Source organism: Clostridium algidicarnis (genome assembly GCF_000703125.1).
In the GTDB taxonomy this organism is placed as follows: Bacteria; Bacillota; Clostridia; order Clostridiales; family Clostridiaceae; genus Clostridium_L; species Clostridium_L algidicarnis.
On sequence record NZ_JNLN01000001.1, the window covers coordinates 757,599 to 772,222 of the forward strand.

A 14,624-nucleotide genomic window follows, 5' to 3' on the forward strand; every position below is an offset into this window, starting at 1 on the left:
TAAGGTTCGTATTTAGATATATATTGTAATAACTTTATTATAACAACTTTATTATTGGTTATAATAAACTTGAGGTGAACTTTATGTTAATATATTGGATTGGTAATTCTTGTTTCTTAGTGCAAACTTCTAAAGGCACAAATATATTAATGAGTCCCTTTGAAGGTTTAGATTTAAACTTACTTTATGATATTTGTCCTAATATAGATATAGTAACTATAAGCCACAAAGTTTTTGACTATTCTTACCTAGATCCATTTAAAGAAAAATCAATAATAATTGATAACACAAAAGCTTTTCTGTTTAAAGATACTAAGATAATTGGATATCCTACTTACAACGATAACATTTGTGGGTTTAAACGCGGTGAAAATATTATTTATAAAATTTCTACTGAAGATTTTTCATTATGCCATTTAGGAGGACTTGGACATATTCTTAACGAAGGTTTGATAAAAGAAATAGGTAATATAAATGTGCTTTTTGTTCCTGTTGGTGGAAATATCACTTTAAATGGTAGTAGTGCTTGTACTGTTGCTTTAAGCCTTCAAAGCAACATTGTTATACCTATGTGTTATAAATCTTCAAAATGTTTGTATTTAAGTGAGGATGCATCTAGATTCATAATAAACATGAAAAATGTAAGCAATATAAATCACATAAGTGTTTTATTGGATCAAGATATTTTAAGTTTTAAAAATCAGGTTATGCTTATAAAACCATTGAAATAAGTTTATATAAATAAAAAAAGATCGCCTTAAGACGATCTTTTTTTCGCTCAAAATTATTGTTGAACTGGTGCACCTACTGGGCAAACACTTGCACAACTTCCGCAGTCAATACAAGTATCCGCATCTATAACGTATATAGTATCTCCTTGAGTTATAGCGTTTACTGGGCACTCTGGAGCACAAGCTCCACAACTTATACATGATTCTTCAATTTTGTACGCCATATAAAACACCTCCTAAGAATTTTAGACAAGCTTATTGTCCAACTACATTCTAACATGTTTCATTTAAATTTAAAAGATGTTTTTTATTGTGTTTAATATAAATTTAACGATTGCTGATTTTAGTAATATATCCTGTTTTAATAATAATTTTATTATTGTGATACAGTATATCCCTTATCTTCAATTGATGATATAATTTTTTCAACTGTTACTAATTGCTCATCATATACTATTTGTATTTCATCCTTATCTTGTAGTATTTCACAAGCTACTACACCATCATTTTCACCCATAGCCTCTTTAATCTTGCTTACATCTGAATTTGTGTTCATGTTAGAAACCTTTAAACTAATGTTCATATAAATTTCCTCCCTTTTAATCAATTTTGAATAAATCTTTAATCAATTTTTTATCAGGATGGTCTATAGTTTCAATTTTGATTTCACTTTCGCTTACAGTGCCTTCGTAAGAGCCAGATATTAGAGATACTTCGCTTATATTGAATTCTCTTAAAAATTCCTCATCATTAGATTTAAGTTTTACTTTTACTAATTCCTTTACCACACTATTTCCTACTACTTCCCCCTTCCCTATTTCAGTTTTTACCATGGACCCAATCTTAGGTAATCTCTTCCTTGTATTTTCATAAGTCTCTTGCTCATAATTTAAGCAACACATAAGTCTCCCACAAATGCCCGATATTTTAGTGGGATTAAGAGAAAGATTTTGTTCCTTTGCCATTTTTATGGAAACTGAAGCAAAGTCTCCTAAAAATGAAGAGCAACACATAGGTCTTCCACAAGGTCCAAGTCCACCTATCATTTTTGCTTCATCTCGCACACCTATCTGTCTTAGCTCAATTCTAGTTTTAAAAATAGTGGCAAGATCTTTTACTAGTTCTCTAAAGTCTACTCTTCCTTCTGCAGTAAAATAAAATATAACCTTATTATTATCAAAGGTATATTCTACATCTATAAGTTTCATAACTAAGTTATGGTCACTTATCTTTTTTGTACATACTTCAAATGCGTACTTCTCTTTAGCTTTATTCTCCAGATGTTTTTTTGTATCTTCAAGTGTTGCTATCCTAAGAACTGTCTTTAAGGGAGCTACAATTTCATCTTCATTTACTTCTTTACACCCTATAACACACTGTCCGAATTCTATTCCTCTTGCAGTTTCTACTATTACATTCTTATCTTTATCTATCTTCATATCCATAGGGTCAAAATAATAAATTTTCCCTGCCTTTTTAAATCTCACTCCCACTACCTTTATCATATTAAACCTCCAATATATTAAGCAGCATAACATCTAATGTCATTGCAGCGTTAGCATTCCTATCTAAACTGTACTTAGTATCATTTATTACATTTACTAATCTATTTAACTTTGTAAAAGACACTTCTCTTGACATATAGCTTACGCTTTCTATCTTATCCTTATTTATTACAATATCTTCATTTCCTGTTTCTTTGTAAACCATTATATCTCTTATAAAGGAAAGCATTATAGTAAATAAGTCTTCATATTTATCTTTAAACTTTAATATCTCTAATTCATACTTTACCACATATTCCATGTCTTTACAATTACTATCTTTTAATATATTAAACCCTAAATCTCGCATATTGTTAAAACTATCATCATTTAAATATTTATCTATTCTTCCAGGTATTCCTCCACTAAAAGATACTATAACTTTTATCTCTTCTTCTTTTAGCATTTTATAATTTTCATTTATATACTGCCTTATTTCTTCTTCTGTAAGCATATTTAACTTATGTATTTGGCATCTAGATTTCATTGTATCTAAAATAGCTTCTGAATTTTCACAAAGTAATATTATATGAACACCCTTAGGTGGTTCTTCTATAGTTTTTAAAAATGCATTTTGGGCTTGTTGTGTCATTTTTTCAGTTTTATATATTATAATTACTTTCTTTTCTCCCTCAAAGGGCTTTTTATTAATCTCTTCTATTAGCTCTCTGATTTCATTTACACCCATACCCTTTTTAATATTCCTATAATGAATTATATCCGCATACTCTTTTTCTTCTTCTTTTCCTAAAATCTTAATCGCTAGGTTACTCGCAATAACACTTTTTCCTATTCCATCTTCCCCTATAAGGAGATAAGCATGAGAAAGCGTTTGATTTTTTATAGAATTATCTAAACTAGCTATAATCTTCTCATGCCCTATAACTTTTTTCATTTAAAGTCTCCTCCAGTTAAATTTTAATAAACTGATCTACATCTACTACAAATATAGTAGCTCCACCAACTTCAACCTCAACCGGATAAGGTACGTATATTCCTGTAGAACCTGCTACTGGAGATGGGGAAGTTATTATTTGTTGCCTTGTCTTACAAGTTTCTTCAATTAATCCTAAAACTTTATTTACATTTTGTTCTTCTACACCAATCATTAATGTAGTATTACCTGATTTTAGGAATCCTCCTGTAGTAGCTAATTTAGTAACTCTAAATCCACCTTCCATTAAAACATCAATTACGTCTCCAGCATCATCATCTTGTACTATAGCTATTATAAGTTTCAAAATATAACCTCCTTCAAATTTAAATATGCCCACACTTTAAGCATAATTCACTATGATTTTAATTTTAGTTTGTACCTATATATTATCACAACTTTACATTTCATAATAGTTTATTAGTATGAATTTTTACATTAAGTATATCATACTTAATTTTACAAATGCACTCTTTTAAATCATCATTTCTATAATATTTATTAACCCCACACTCTTCTAATTTATCAATACTAAAATCAATATTGTCCGCTAAAAACCTTCTACATATCTCATCATAATTAGGATCTTTTTGTTCTCTTTCTCTTTTCAAAGCTCTTTCCAATCTTATTCCATCATCTAACATAACATAAAGTGGAAATACATGGTTCTCACCGAAATAAGCTTTAAGGTCTTTATAGGCTTCTAATGTAACTATTAATATATAATCATCCTTATTTAGGTCAATTTGTCCATCATCTAAAGTAGCATAGCACCAATCTCCATTAACTGTATTATACATTCTTTGTTCTATTACTTTACCTTTTATTTTATAAATTTCTAATATATCCTCATTAATAAAATAATACTCTACACCATTAGTTTCACTAACTCTTTTAGGTCTTGTAGTATAGGTTATGATAGGTTTTAATTTTAAGTCATCATCTTCTTTTAATTTTTTAAATATAGTATCTTTCCCTGAACTGCTTTTTCCCATTAAACAAAATATCTTTCCCATAGACTTCCTCATTCCCAATAAATATAGTCATAGAATAACCTTAATCTAATTTATATTCTATTAATACTCTTTTGTTATTATATCAATCTTACCTTCTTTAATACCAATTACATCTATATTATTCGATAAATAGTATTCTATCATTTCAACAGTATTCTCTTCTATAAGTTCACCCATAACAATTATCGGTACTCCTGGTGGATATGGGCATATATTTACTGCTGATATTTCACCAATAGCATCTCTTAATAAAACCTTATGCTTTGCTTTTTTAAAAGCTTCAAAGGGCATCATAAATTGTTTTGGTATAGGTAAATCTATGATTTTTAGTTGTTTACCTTCCACAGTTTTAATATCTAAATCTTTAAGTGCTATATAAAGTTTCTTGAAATCTTCTTTACTATTAAAAGGCGAAGGTATTAAAATCAAATTAGATGCATCTATCATTTCTACTTGAATCTTATTTTTTCTTAAATATTGTTCTACCATAGATGTACTTAATCCCTCTTTTAAATTAATTACAATTCTACTTTCATCTATATCTGCACTATTAGACTTTATTAATTGTTTTCTATCTAACACTCTTAAAAACTTTAGATTACTTAAATCCTTTTTAAATAATTCTATTCTACTGAATAATTCTTCATAGGATTTATTACCTTCCTCTTTAAGGTACCATCTTGCATAATCCATACTAAGTATTAACATATAGGAGGGGCTTGTACTTAAAAATGCACTAACATAAAAATCTACTCTTTCTATAAGACTTTCATCATTAACATGCAAATATGCAGATTGTGTTAAACTAGGTAGTGTTTTATGTGCACTCATTACAGCTATATCAACTCCTAATTTAAGAGGATTTTCAGGTAACATTGGATGTGATCCAAAGTGTGCTCCATGAGCTGCATCAACTAAAACTTTTATATCATTCGCTTTACAGACTTTTACTATGTATTCTAAATTACAACATACTCCATAGTAATTTGGGTATGTTACTATTATAGCCTTAATATCTTTATGTTCTTTTATAATCTCTTTAAGATTGCTAATATCAATTCCTAATGGAGCATTAAATTCTTTATCTAGCTGATTTACTAAATATATAGGATTTAACTTTCTCATAATTATAGCGTTAAATATTGATTTATGACAGTTTCTCTCTACTAATATCTTATCACCTTCTTCTAATGAAGAAAATATCATAGCCATATTTCCACTAGTACTGCCATTTACCAAAAAATATGACTTTTTGCTATTATAATATTGAGCTAGAAGTTCTTCTGCTTCCTTTATAGCTCCCTTTGGATTATGTAAGTTATCCAATCCTTCTACTTCAGTTAAATCTGATCTTAAAAGTAAGCTTTCTATATTTTTCTTTTGTACTTTTCTTTTAAAACCTTTTCCTCCTTTATGACCGGGTATGCAAAATAAAGAATTGCTTTCTTTATTATACTTTAAAAGTGCACTCATCATAGGGATATCACTCATAGTTAACCTCTCCTTAAAACAAACATGTAATCTATATTAATTTTAAATTTTAATTTCTATATTGTTCTATATTAAAATAATTATTTCTTACCACATATTTTGCTAAGCTTCTTTTTATGCATTGTTTGTAGTACTCATAAAAATCAGTGTCTACGTTGCAGCTTATTAACTTTTCTTCACAGCTTTTGCATATATACTTTCCGTTTATCATTATACCATTATTTATAGATTTTCTACATAGGATACATATTCCTCTAGCCATTATACATCATTCTAAATCTTTTAGAATGATTGCCACCTCCTTCTAGGTATTATATATGTTAAATTAATTATTTGCTCATATACTACATTGTATTCAAACTACCACTAGATTTTATTTTGTCCACTTTATTTATTTGTATACAAATAATATCATTCTTCTACTATTACATTGCTTTTATCCTATACTTTTTTATTAACCTTATAATACTTGTATTGTAAAATAAGTTTAAATTACTATAAAAAAAATTATTAAACATGGCTATTAGTTATATTGTCCTTACCATGCAAATAGCTTTATATATTAAAATAAGCATAAAGATTAATATTAATCTTTATGCTTATTTTTAAGTGATACTATATCTATATTTAATGGCTTTTAACTGTTAAACATCCATATTACTCTTTAATTAACCTTTATCTTATTTAAAAACTCCATACTTGGCTCAAAATAAAATCTTTTATATTTATCTCCATGTTTGTATATACAACAGTATTGATTAAACATGGACATTGAACATACATATCTTTTTGCTGATATAGAATTTAACGTTTTTTTTATATTTTTATTTATGCAACCTTTTATATCTTTTGTTTTACCTATAAAAACTATATCTTCAATCTTTACATTTTCCACCACACTTTGGTTGTTATTTTTAAGTCTATGTATAATAAGCTGATTTGCTATTATTGAATACTTATATTTAACCCTACACTTTATTAATTCTAAAATAATAACCATGGCTGTTATTACAAAAAGCACTGGATTTGTTATAAATCCAATTTCATAATTAGAAATTTTAATTTGTTCTACAATATTTGATATAACTATCATTATAACTAATCCTAATAACATAGCTGCAATAAAAGGTGTCTTCCTTCTAGTTACAACTTCTTTATACATTATTTTCATGTTAAGCCCCCGATTGATTTATTATTTCTCACAACATAGAGATTATACTAGTGTTTTAAGCTTTAAGCTATGCCGATTAAGCCTATAATTACCGCTTTAAAGTTCAATTTAATCTATTTTACTGATATAAAGTTATTTTACTTTGCTAACCTCATTATATCTTCGTTAATCGTCATATTACGTTTATTTTTTAATAAATACTTTCCTTTTACTTATAACTAAAAGTCTTTTAATTTATTCTACTATAATCAATAAATAATACTAATTTAGCTTACTTGTTGCATACTTATATAATAAGTCAATATCTTTGGAGGTTTAATATGTTATCTAATAAATTAGAGTTTGGGGATACTATTTCAGTGATAGCACCTGCAGGTTTCGAAGAAAATTCTATTATAGATGAAAAAATTAATATTATTAGTTCTTTAGGTTTTAATATAAAAAAGTCAGTTCACTTGTATGATAAGTATGGGTATTTAGCTGGAAAGGACATAGATAGGTCTAGAGATCTAATGGATGCTTTCAAAGACCCCTCCATTAAAGCTATCATTTGTTTTAGAGGAGGCTATGGATCATCTAGAATATTGCCCTATTTAAACTTCGAAATAATAAAAGAAAACCCTAAGATTTTCATGGGATTTAGTGATATTACTGTACTTTTAAATTCCATATATGAAAAGTCTTCACTAATAACCTATCATGGTCCTATGGTAAATTCTGATATGATGAACATATATAATTTAAAAAATTTTGTAAATACTCTTATGAAAAATAATGATATTCTTAATATAAGTAATCCTAAAAATGACAAATTAAATTTTTACGGTTCAAACTCTATAGAAGGGTATTTGGTTGGTGGAAATTTATCTATTATATGTAGTACTCTAGGTACCCCTTATGAAATAGATACAAAAGATAAAATACTATTTATTGAAGAAATAAATGAAGAGCCTTATAAAATAGATAGAATGCTAACTCAATTAAAACTTGCTAATAAACTTGATTGTTGCAAAGGTTTCATTCTAGGTAAGTTTACTAACTGTAATACTTCAAATACTCGATCATTTTCTTTAACTCAAGTTTTAAAAGATAATTTATTATTTTTTAATAAACCTACTGTTATTAATATAAGCAGTGGCCATGATAATAATAATTTAATATTACCCATAGGTGCAAAATATAAAATTGATGTTAAAAAAGAAAAATTAGGAATTATAGAAGAGTTTTTAATTTAATTAACTATCTCAAATTAAGTATATTTTAAAATAGAAAAAAAGCTTTAGAATATATTCTAAAGCTTTTTTCTTTTGGAGGCGCCACCCGGATTTGAACCGGGGAATAAAGGTTTTGCAGACCTTTGCCTTACCACTTGGCTATAGCGCCATAAACTGGTGGCTAGACCAGGAATCGAACCAGGGACACGAGGATTTTCAGTCCTCTGCTCTACCGACTGAGCTATCCAGCCAAAGTTTTCACCCGGCGACGACTTACTCTCCCACAAGGCCTCCCTTGTAGTACCATCAGCGCTTTAGTGCTTAACCATCCTGTTCGGAATGGGAAGGGGTGTTACCACTAAGCCATAATCACCGGATCTTTGAAAGAAATTATTCTTTCAAAACTGCATATGGTTTAAAATAATTTGGTCAAGCCCTCGACCTATTAGTATCAGTCAGCTTAATACATTACTGCACTTACACCTCTGACCTATCAACCTCGTGTTCTTCAAGGGGTCTTACTAGCTTATGCTATGGGAAATCTAATCTTGAGGTGGGCTTCACGCTTAGATGCTTTCAGCGTTTATCCCGTCCCGACATAGCTACCCAGCAATGCCACTGGCGTGACAACTGGTACACCAGAGGTCAGTCCATCCCGGTCCTCTCGTACTAGGGACAGCTCCTCTCAAATTTCCTACGCCCGCGACGGATAGGGACCGAACTGTCTCACGACGTTCTGAACCCAGCTCGCGTGCCGCTTTAATGGGCGAACAGCCCAACCCTTGGGACCTACTTCAGCCCCAGGATGCGACGAGCCGACATCGAGGTGCCAAACCTCCCCGTCGATGTGGACTCTTGGGGGAGATCAGCCTGTTATCCCCGAGGTAGCTTTTATCCGTTGAGCGATGGCCCTCCCACGAGGTACCACCGGATCACTAAGCCCGACTTTCGTCCCTGCTCCACTTGTAGGTGTCGCAGTCAGGCTCCCTTCTGCCTTTGCACTCTTCGAACGATTTCCGACCGTTCTGAGGGAACCTTTGGGCGCCTCCGTTACTTTTTAGGAGGCGACCGCCCCAGTCAAACTGCCCACCTAACAATGTCCGGCACCCAGTTTCATGGGTATCCGTTAGAACCTCAGTACTGTCAGGGTGGTATCCCAAGGGTGACTCCACTGAAGCTGACGCTCCAGTTTCTCAGTCTCCCACCTATCCTGTACAGACAATACCGAAATTCAATGCTAAGCTACAGTAAAGCTCTACGGGGTCTTTCCGTCCAATCGCGGGTAGCCAGCATCTTCACTGGCACTACAATTTCGCCGGATTTGCAGTTGAGACAGTGCCCAAGTCATTACGCCATTCGTGCGGGTCAGAACTTACCTGACAAGGAATTTCGCTACCTTAGGACCGTTATAGTTACGGCCGCCGTTTACTGGGGCTTAAGTTCATACCTTCGCTTACGCTAAGCATTCCCCTTAACCTTCCAGCACCGGGCAGGCGTCAGCCCCTATACTTCAGCTTTCGCTTTAGCAGAGACCTGTGTTTTTGCTAAACAGTTGCTTGGGCCTATTCTCTGCGGCCTACTTGCGTAGGCACCCCTTCTCCCGAAGTTACGGGGTCAATTTGCCGAGTTCCTTAACTGCAATTCTTCCGATGGTCTTAGGATTCTCTCCTCATCTACCTGTGTCGGTTTGCGGTACGGGCACTATTTTGCTCCCTAGAGGCTTTTCTTGGCAGCGTGGAATCAGATACTTCGGTCAAAATGACCTTCCCCATCACACCTCAGAATTGTCTGAACGGATTTTCCTATCCAGACTCCCTAAGTGCTTAGACTAGCATCCAATAGCTAGCACATCTTATCCTCCTGCGTCACCCCATTGGTAATAACGCTACATAGTGGTATCGGAATATCAACCGATTGTCCATCGCCTACGCCTTTCGGCCTCGGCTTAGGTCCCGACTAACCCTGGGCGGACGAACCTTCCCCAGGAAACCTTAGATTTTCGACCACTAGGATTCTCACCTAGTTCTCGCTACTTATGCCAACATTCTCACTCCTGTACCGTCCACCGCTCCTTTCGGTACGACTTCAGCCAGTACAGGACGCTCCTCTACCGCGTACATAAATGTACACCCATAGCTTCGGTGATAGATTTTAGCCCCGAACATCTTCGGCGCGGGATCTCTCGACTAGTGAGCTATTACGCACTCTTTTAATGAGTGGCTGCTTCTAAGCCAACATCCTAGTTGTCTTTGAAATCCCACATCCTTTTCCACTTAATCTATACTTTGGGACCTTAGCTGATGGTCTGGGCTGTTTCCCTTTTGACTACGGGCCTTATCACTCGCAGTCTGACTGCCGGACTAATAGTATGTGGCATTCGGAGTTTGATAGAGTTTGGTAACCTATACGGCCCCTAGCCCATTCAGTGCTCTACCTCCACTACTCATATCTGACGCTAGCCCTAAAGCTATTTCGAGGAGAACCAGCTATCTCCGGGTTCGATTGGAATTTCTCCGCTATCCACAGCTCATCCCATGGTTTTTCAACACCAATTTGGTTCGGTCCTCCACAGAATTTTACTTCTGCTTCAACCTGGCCATGGATAGGTCACCCGGTTTCGGGTCTACGACATGCAACTATTTGCCCTATTAAGACTCGGTTTCCCTTCGGCTCCGTACCTTAAGTACTTAACCTCGCTACATATCGTAACTCGTTGGCTCGTTCTACAAAAAGCACGTCATCACACACATAAGGTGCTTTGACCGGTTGTAGGCACACGGTTTCAGGTTCTATTTCACTCCCCTTCCGGGGTTCTTTTCACCTTTCCCTCACGGTACTTCTTCACTATCGGTCATCAAGTAGTATTTAGCCTTGGGAGGTGGTCCTCCCTGCTTCCCACAAGGTTTCACGTGTCTCGTGGTACTCTGGATCAGATCTTAGGCCTTCTTCTTTCGTCTACGTGGCTATTACACGCTGTGGCTCAACTTTCCAGTTGTATTCGACTAAAATACCGCCATATTAATGATCTGTCCACAACCCCAGAAATAAATTTCTGGTTTGGGCTCTTTCCCTTTCGCTCGCCGCTACTTAGGAAATCGAATTTTCTTTCTCTTCCTCCAGGTACTTAGATGTTTCAGTTCCCTGGGTGTACCCTTATATACCTATTTATTCAGTATACAATACATGGGGTTTACCCATGTGAGTTTCCTCATTCGGAAATCTTCGGTTCACAGCCTATTTGCGGCTACCCGAAGCTTATCGCAGCTTATCGCGTCCTTCGTCGGCTCTTGATGCCAAGGCATTCGCCATGTGCCCTTTGTAGCTTGACCTTCGTTCGTTATAATCGTCGCACTACTTCGCCAGCTGCCTCAGTCTGGTGCTCATTTACCATAGGTAAACTCCGCTCCTCCTTCGTTGCTTCCTCGTATTGCTAGATTCTAACTTCACTCAGAGAATCTTTAAGATATTAATTAAAATATAGTAAATAATCAATGAGTTATCATTTCAATCTTACAAAAGATTTTTCTTTTTAAAGTTTTACTTTGCTTTTAAACCATATGCAGTTTTCAAAGAACAATGGTGGGATTAAATGGACTCGAACCATCGACCTCACGCTTATCAGGCGTGCGCTCTAACCAGCTGAGCTATAATCCCATATTATTTTATATTAGAGGTAAATTGAGATTTACTCATTAAAGTCATAATATCACTCTATCCTTTCGGATCTAAGTAATGTTAATATAAATCTAATTACACTAAACTACTTATTAAAGTGATAAAACACTCTAATCCCTCAAAATTGAACAGAAAGATAAATTCCAGCTAGCACTAAGAGTTATAGACAAGCTACAATCTTAATACAGTTCTCCATAGAAAGGAGGTGATCCAGCCGCAGGTTCTCCTACGGCTACCTTGTTACGACTTCACCCCAATCGCTGACCCTACCTTCGGCCGCTGCCTCGCTTACGCGTTAGCGCACGGACTTCGGGTATTGCCAACTCTCATGGTGTGACGGGCGGTGTGTACAAGGCCCGGGAACGTATTCACCGCGACATTCTGATTCGCGATTACTAGCAACTCCGGCTTCATGTAGGCGAGTTTCAGCCTACAATCCGAACTGGGACGAGTTTTTTGAGTTTTGCTCCACCTCACGGTATTGCGTCTCGTTGTACTCGCCATTGTAGCACGTGTGTAGCCCTAGACATAAGGGGCATGATGATTTGACGTCATCCCCACCTTCCTCCTGGTTAACCCAGGCAGTCTCGCTAGAGTGCTCAACTAAATGGTAGCAACTAACAATAAGGGTTGCGCTCGTTGCGGGACTTAACCCAACATCTCACGACACGAGCTGACGACAACCATGCACCACCTGTCTTCCTGCCCCGAAGGGCTTCCCTAATTACAGGTAATTCAGGAGATGTCAAGTCTAGGTAAGGTTCTTCGCGTTGCTTCGAATTAAACCACATGCTCCGCTGCTTGTGCGGGCCCCCGTCAATTCCTTTGAGTTTTAATCTTGCGATCGTACTCCCCAGGCGGGATACTTAGTGTGTTAACGACGGCACGGAGGATTGGTATCCCCCACACCTAGTATCCATCGTTTACGGCGTGGACTACCAGGGTATCTAATCCTGTTTGCTCCCCACGCTTTCGAGCCTCAGCGTCAGTTATGGTCCAGAAAGTCGCCTTCGCCACTGGTGTTCTTCCTAATCTCTACGCATTTCACCGCTACACTAGGAATTCCACTTTCCTCTCCCACACTCTAGATACCCAGTTTGGAATGCAGCACCCGGGTTGAGCCCGGGTATTTCACATCCCACTTAAGTATCCGCCTACGCTCCCTTTACGCCCAGTAAATCCGGACAACGCTTGCCACCTACGTATTACCGCGGCTGCTGGCACGTAGTTAGCCGTGGCTTCCTCCTCGGGTACCGTCATTATCGTCCCCGAAGACAGAGCTTTACGACCCGAAGGCCTTCATCACTCACGCGGCGTTGCTGCATCAGGCTTTCGCCCATTGTGCAATATTCCCCACTGCTGCCTCCCGTAGGAGTCTGGGCCGTGTCTCAGTCCCAATGTGGCCGATCACCCTCTCAGGTCGGCTACGCATCGTGGCCTTGGTGAGCCGTTACCTCACCAACTAGCTAATGCGCCGCGGGTCCATCTCATAGCGGATTACTCCTTTAATAACTTCATCATGCGATAATGCTATGTTATGGGGTATTAATCTTCCTTTCGGAAGGCTATCCCCCTCTATGAGGCAGGTTACCCACGTGTTACTCACCCGTCCGCCGCTAAGTTATCCCCGAAGGAATAACTTCGCTCGACTTGCATGTGTTAAGCACGCCGCCAGCGTTCGTCCTGAGCCAGGATCAAACTCTCAATTTAAAAGTATATTCCAAATCTAGGATTTAGTATAGACTTTTACTTCTCAGCTTTGCTGAGTGAGTTTCCATTTTCAGAATATCTGAATCTGAATTCTCTAAGTAAGTTTAATCTACTCAATTACATAATTCAAAAGAATTGCTGGTCTTTATATATCTTTTCTGTTCAATTTTCAAAGATCATAATTATATAAAGTTAATTATCTTTATTAACAACCTTCTTATAAGTTGTGTTCAACAAGACAACGTAGTAATTATAACATCATAAATATTTATTTATTCACACTTAAACCCTATTATACGAAGTTATATGTTTATAGCTCCTCATATCTCCATTATGTTTATTTTATTATAGTTAGACACACCCGGTAGAGTTAATCTATATTATTTGTGTTTTTTCTTATAAATCATAACTTTTTTATATTTTACTTATACTATTCATGTTCTTTTTTCTATATTTTTTCATGCAGTTTAAAAGTTTTCAACCTTGATCCTTTTCTATTGTTATTGTGAATTCCTTGATACTCAATTAACGCTTACTTTATTATCTATTTTGGATAACTAAATAATCTCAATATTGATTAATATCAACACAAAATACTTATCACTTGATATTTGCCATTATATCTTCATTTAGATTATATATAAATTTTTAATAATTTACCATTAATACCATTTTGTCAAGATATCACTATTTTATGATAAAACCTAAAGTAATAAGATCTATTCATCTTACACTTATAGAAAATAAGATAAACTAATGATTTTTATTAAAATTAACTTTTAACCAAAAAAAACTACAAACTTAAGTCTGTAGTTTTTTTTGGTGGAGATAAAGAGACTCGAACTCTTGACCCCCTGCGTGCAAGGCAGGTGCTCTCCCAACTGAGCTATACCCCCAAGTTTGGTGGACCTTCAGGGACTCGAACCCCGGACCTACCGGTTATGAGCCGGTTGCTCTAACCAACTGAGCTAAAGATCCTTGTTTTCACCCGGCGACGACTTACTCTCCCACAAGGCCTCCCTTGTAGTACCATCAGCGCTTTAGTGCTTAACCATCCTGTTCGGAATGGGAAGGGGTGTTACCACTAAGCCATAATCACCGGATCTTTGAAAGATTTTGTTCTTTCAAAACTGCATAT

11 protein-coding genes, 5 tRNA genes and 4 rRNA genes are annotated in these 14,624 nt (G+C 35.4%); 2 read left to right on the forward strand and 18 right to left on the reverse strand.

Translation table 11 applies throughout. The annotated features are described in order from the left end of the window. Positions 1 to 83 precede the first annotated feature (83 nt). Complete coding sequence (locus tag BV55_RS0103805) at positions 84 to 731, forward strand: MBL fold metallo-hydrolase (RefSeq protein ID WP_051652387.1); 648 nt, start codon at positions 84 to 86, stop codon at positions 729 to 731. A 53-nt stretch (positions 732 to 784) separates the two neighbouring features. Here BV55_RS0103805 and BV55_RS0103810 read toward each other — a convergent pair whose 3' ends face one another. The 9 genes from BV55_RS0103810 to BV55_RS0103850 form a co-directional block, all read right to left on the reverse strand. After that, the gene (locus tag BV55_RS0103810) at positions 785 to 955 is read right to left on the reverse strand and encodes a DUF362 domain-containing protein (RefSeq protein WP_029451459.1); all 171 of its coding nucleotides are present in this window, start codon (positions 953 to 955) and stop codon (positions 785 to 787) included. A gap of 152 nt (positions 956 to 1,107) precedes the next feature. Then, complete coding sequence (locus BV55_RS0103815; protein ID WP_029451460.1) at positions 1,108 to 1,314, reverse strand: heavy-metal-associated domain-containing protein; 207 nt, start codon at positions 1,312 to 1,314, stop codon at positions 1,108 to 1,110. A gap of 16 nt (positions 1,315 to 1,330) precedes the next feature. Then, entirely contained in the window at positions 1,331 to 2,236 is a 906-nt protein-coding gene (locus BV55_RS0103820) for a PSP1 domain-containing protein (protein WP_029451462.1), read from the reverse strand. 1 nt (position 2,237) lies between these two features. Further along, the gene (locus BV55_RS0103825) at positions 2,238 to 3,170 is read right to left on the reverse strand and encodes a DNA polymerase III subunit delta' (protein WP_029451464.1); all 933 of its coding nucleotides are present in this window, start codon (positions 3,168 to 3,170) and stop codon (positions 2,238 to 2,240) included. Between the two features lie 16 nt (positions 3,171 to 3,186). Next, entirely contained in the window at positions 3,187 to 3,516 is a 330-nt protein-coding gene (locus tag BV55_RS0103830; RefSeq protein ID WP_029451465.1) for a cyclic-di-AMP receptor, read from the reverse strand. A gap of 100 nt (positions 3,517 to 3,616) precedes the next feature. Continuing rightward, a complete protein-coding gene (locus BV55_RS0103835) occupies positions 3,617 to 4,225 on the reverse strand; it encodes a nucleoside/nucleotide kinase family protein (RefSeq protein WP_029451466.1) in 609 nt (202 codons plus the stop codon). A gap of 60 nt (positions 4,226 to 4,285) precedes the next feature. Beyond that, a complete protein-coding gene (locus BV55_RS0103840) occupies positions 4,286 to 5,716 on the reverse strand; it encodes an aminotransferase class I/II-fold pyridoxal phosphate-dependent enzyme (RefSeq protein WP_029451467.1) in 1,431 nt (476 codons plus the stop codon). 49 nt (positions 5,717 to 5,765) lie between these two features. Further along, entirely contained in the window at positions 5,766 to 5,978 is a 213-nt protein-coding gene (locus tag BV55_RS0103845; RefSeq protein ID WP_029451468.1) for a sigma factor G inhibitor Gin, read from the reverse strand. 402 nt (positions 5,979 to 6,380) lie between these two features. Then, positions 6,381 to 6,887: a hypothetical protein gene (locus BV55_RS0103850; protein WP_029451469.1), complete on the reverse strand. Its 507-nt coding sequence runs from the start codon at positions 6,885 to 6,887 to the stop codon at positions 6,381 to 6,383. 320 nt (positions 6,888 to 7,207) lie between these two features. On the opposite strand from BV55_RS0103850, the gene BV55_RS0103855 reads away from it, so the two are divergent. Beyond that, positions 7,208 to 8,122 (forward strand): S66 peptidase family protein, encoded by a 915-nt coding sequence (locus BV55_RS0103855; protein WP_029451470.1) that lies wholly within the window; start codon positions 7,208 to 7,210, stop codon positions 8,120 to 8,122. A 73-nt stretch (positions 8,123 to 8,195) separates the two neighbouring features. Here BV55_RS0103855 and BV55_RS0103860 read toward each other — a convergent pair. The 9 genes from BV55_RS0103860 to rrf (BV55_RS0103900) form a co-directional block, all read right to left on the reverse strand. Next, positions 8,196 to 8,270, reverse strand: a tRNA-Cys gene (locus BV55_RS0103860). A gap of 6 nt (positions 8,271 to 8,276) precedes the next feature. Then, positions 8,277 to 8,352, reverse strand: a tRNA-Phe gene (locus tag BV55_RS0103865). 9 nt (positions 8,353 to 8,361) lie between these two features. Next, positions 8,362 to 8,478, reverse strand: a 5S ribosomal RNA gene (gene rrf / locus BV55_RS0103870). Between the two features lie 48 nt (positions 8,479 to 8,526). Continuing rightward, positions 8,527 to 11,430 (reverse strand): 23S ribosomal RNA (locus tag BV55_RS0103875). A 248-nt stretch (positions 11,431 to 11,678) separates the two neighbouring features. Continuing rightward, positions 11,679 to 11,755 (reverse strand) — tRNA-Ile (locus BV55_RS0103880). A gap of 219 nt (positions 11,756 to 11,974) precedes the next feature. Continuing rightward, positions 11,975 to 13,486, reverse strand: a 16S ribosomal RNA gene (locus BV55_RS0103885). An 820-nt stretch (positions 13,487 to 14,306) separates the two neighbouring features. After that, positions 14,307 to 14,382, reverse strand: a tRNA-Ala gene (locus tag BV55_RS0103890). Positions 14,383 to 14,387: 5 nt separating this feature from the next. Further along, positions 14,388 to 14,464, reverse strand: a tRNA-Ile gene (locus BV55_RS0103895). Positions 14,465 to 14,472: 8 nt separating this feature from the next. Then, a 5S ribosomal RNA gene (gene rrf, locus BV55_RS0103900) occupies positions 14,473 to 14,589 on the reverse strand. The 16S, 23S and 5S rRNA genes sit together here with 5 tRNA genes alongside, the layout of an rRNA operon. Positions 14,590 to 14,624 lie beyond the last annotated feature (35 nt).

Excerpts from the sequence above, each read along its gene's own strand:
- BV55_RS0103805 (WP_051652387.1), top strand. The coding sequence starts at position 84 with ATGTTAATATATTGGATTGGTAATTCTTGTTTCTTAGTGCAAACTTCT.
- BV55_RS0103810 (WP_029451459.1), bottom strand. The coding sequence starts at position 955 with ATGGCGTACAAAATTGAAGAATCATGTATAAGTTGTGGAGCTTGTGCT.
- BV55_RS0103815 (WP_029451460.1), bottom strand. The coding sequence starts at position 1,314 with ATGAACATTAGTTTAAAGGTTTCTAACATGAACACAAATTCAGATGTA.
- BV55_RS0103820 (WP_029451462.1), bottom strand. The coding sequence starts at position 2,236 with ATGATAAAGGTAGTGGGAGTGAGATTTAAAAAGGCAGGGAAAATTTAT.
- BV55_RS0103825 (WP_029451464.1), bottom strand. The coding sequence starts at position 3,170 with ATGAAAAAAGTTATAGGGCATGAGAAGATTATAGCTAGTTTAGATAAT.
- BV55_RS0103835 (WP_029451466.1), bottom strand. The coding sequence starts at position 4,225 with ATGGGAAAGATATTTTGTTTAATGGGAAAAAGCAGTTCAGGGAAAGAT.
- BV55_RS0103840 (WP_029451467.1), bottom strand. The coding sequence starts at position 5,716 with ATGAGTGATATCCCTATGATGAGTGCACTTTTAAAGTATAATAAAGAA.
- BV55_RS0103845 (WP_029451468.1), bottom strand. The coding sequence starts at position 5,978 with ATGGCTAGAGGAATATGTATCCTATGTAGAAAATCTATAAATAATGGT.
- BV55_RS0103850 (WP_029451469.1), bottom strand. The coding sequence starts at position 6,887 with ATGAAAATAATGTATAAAGAAGTTGTAACTAGAAGGAAGACACCTTTT.
- BV55_RS0103855 (WP_029451470.1), top strand. The coding sequence starts at position 7,208 with ATGTTATCTAATAAATTAGAGTTTGGGGATACTATTTCAGTGATAGCA.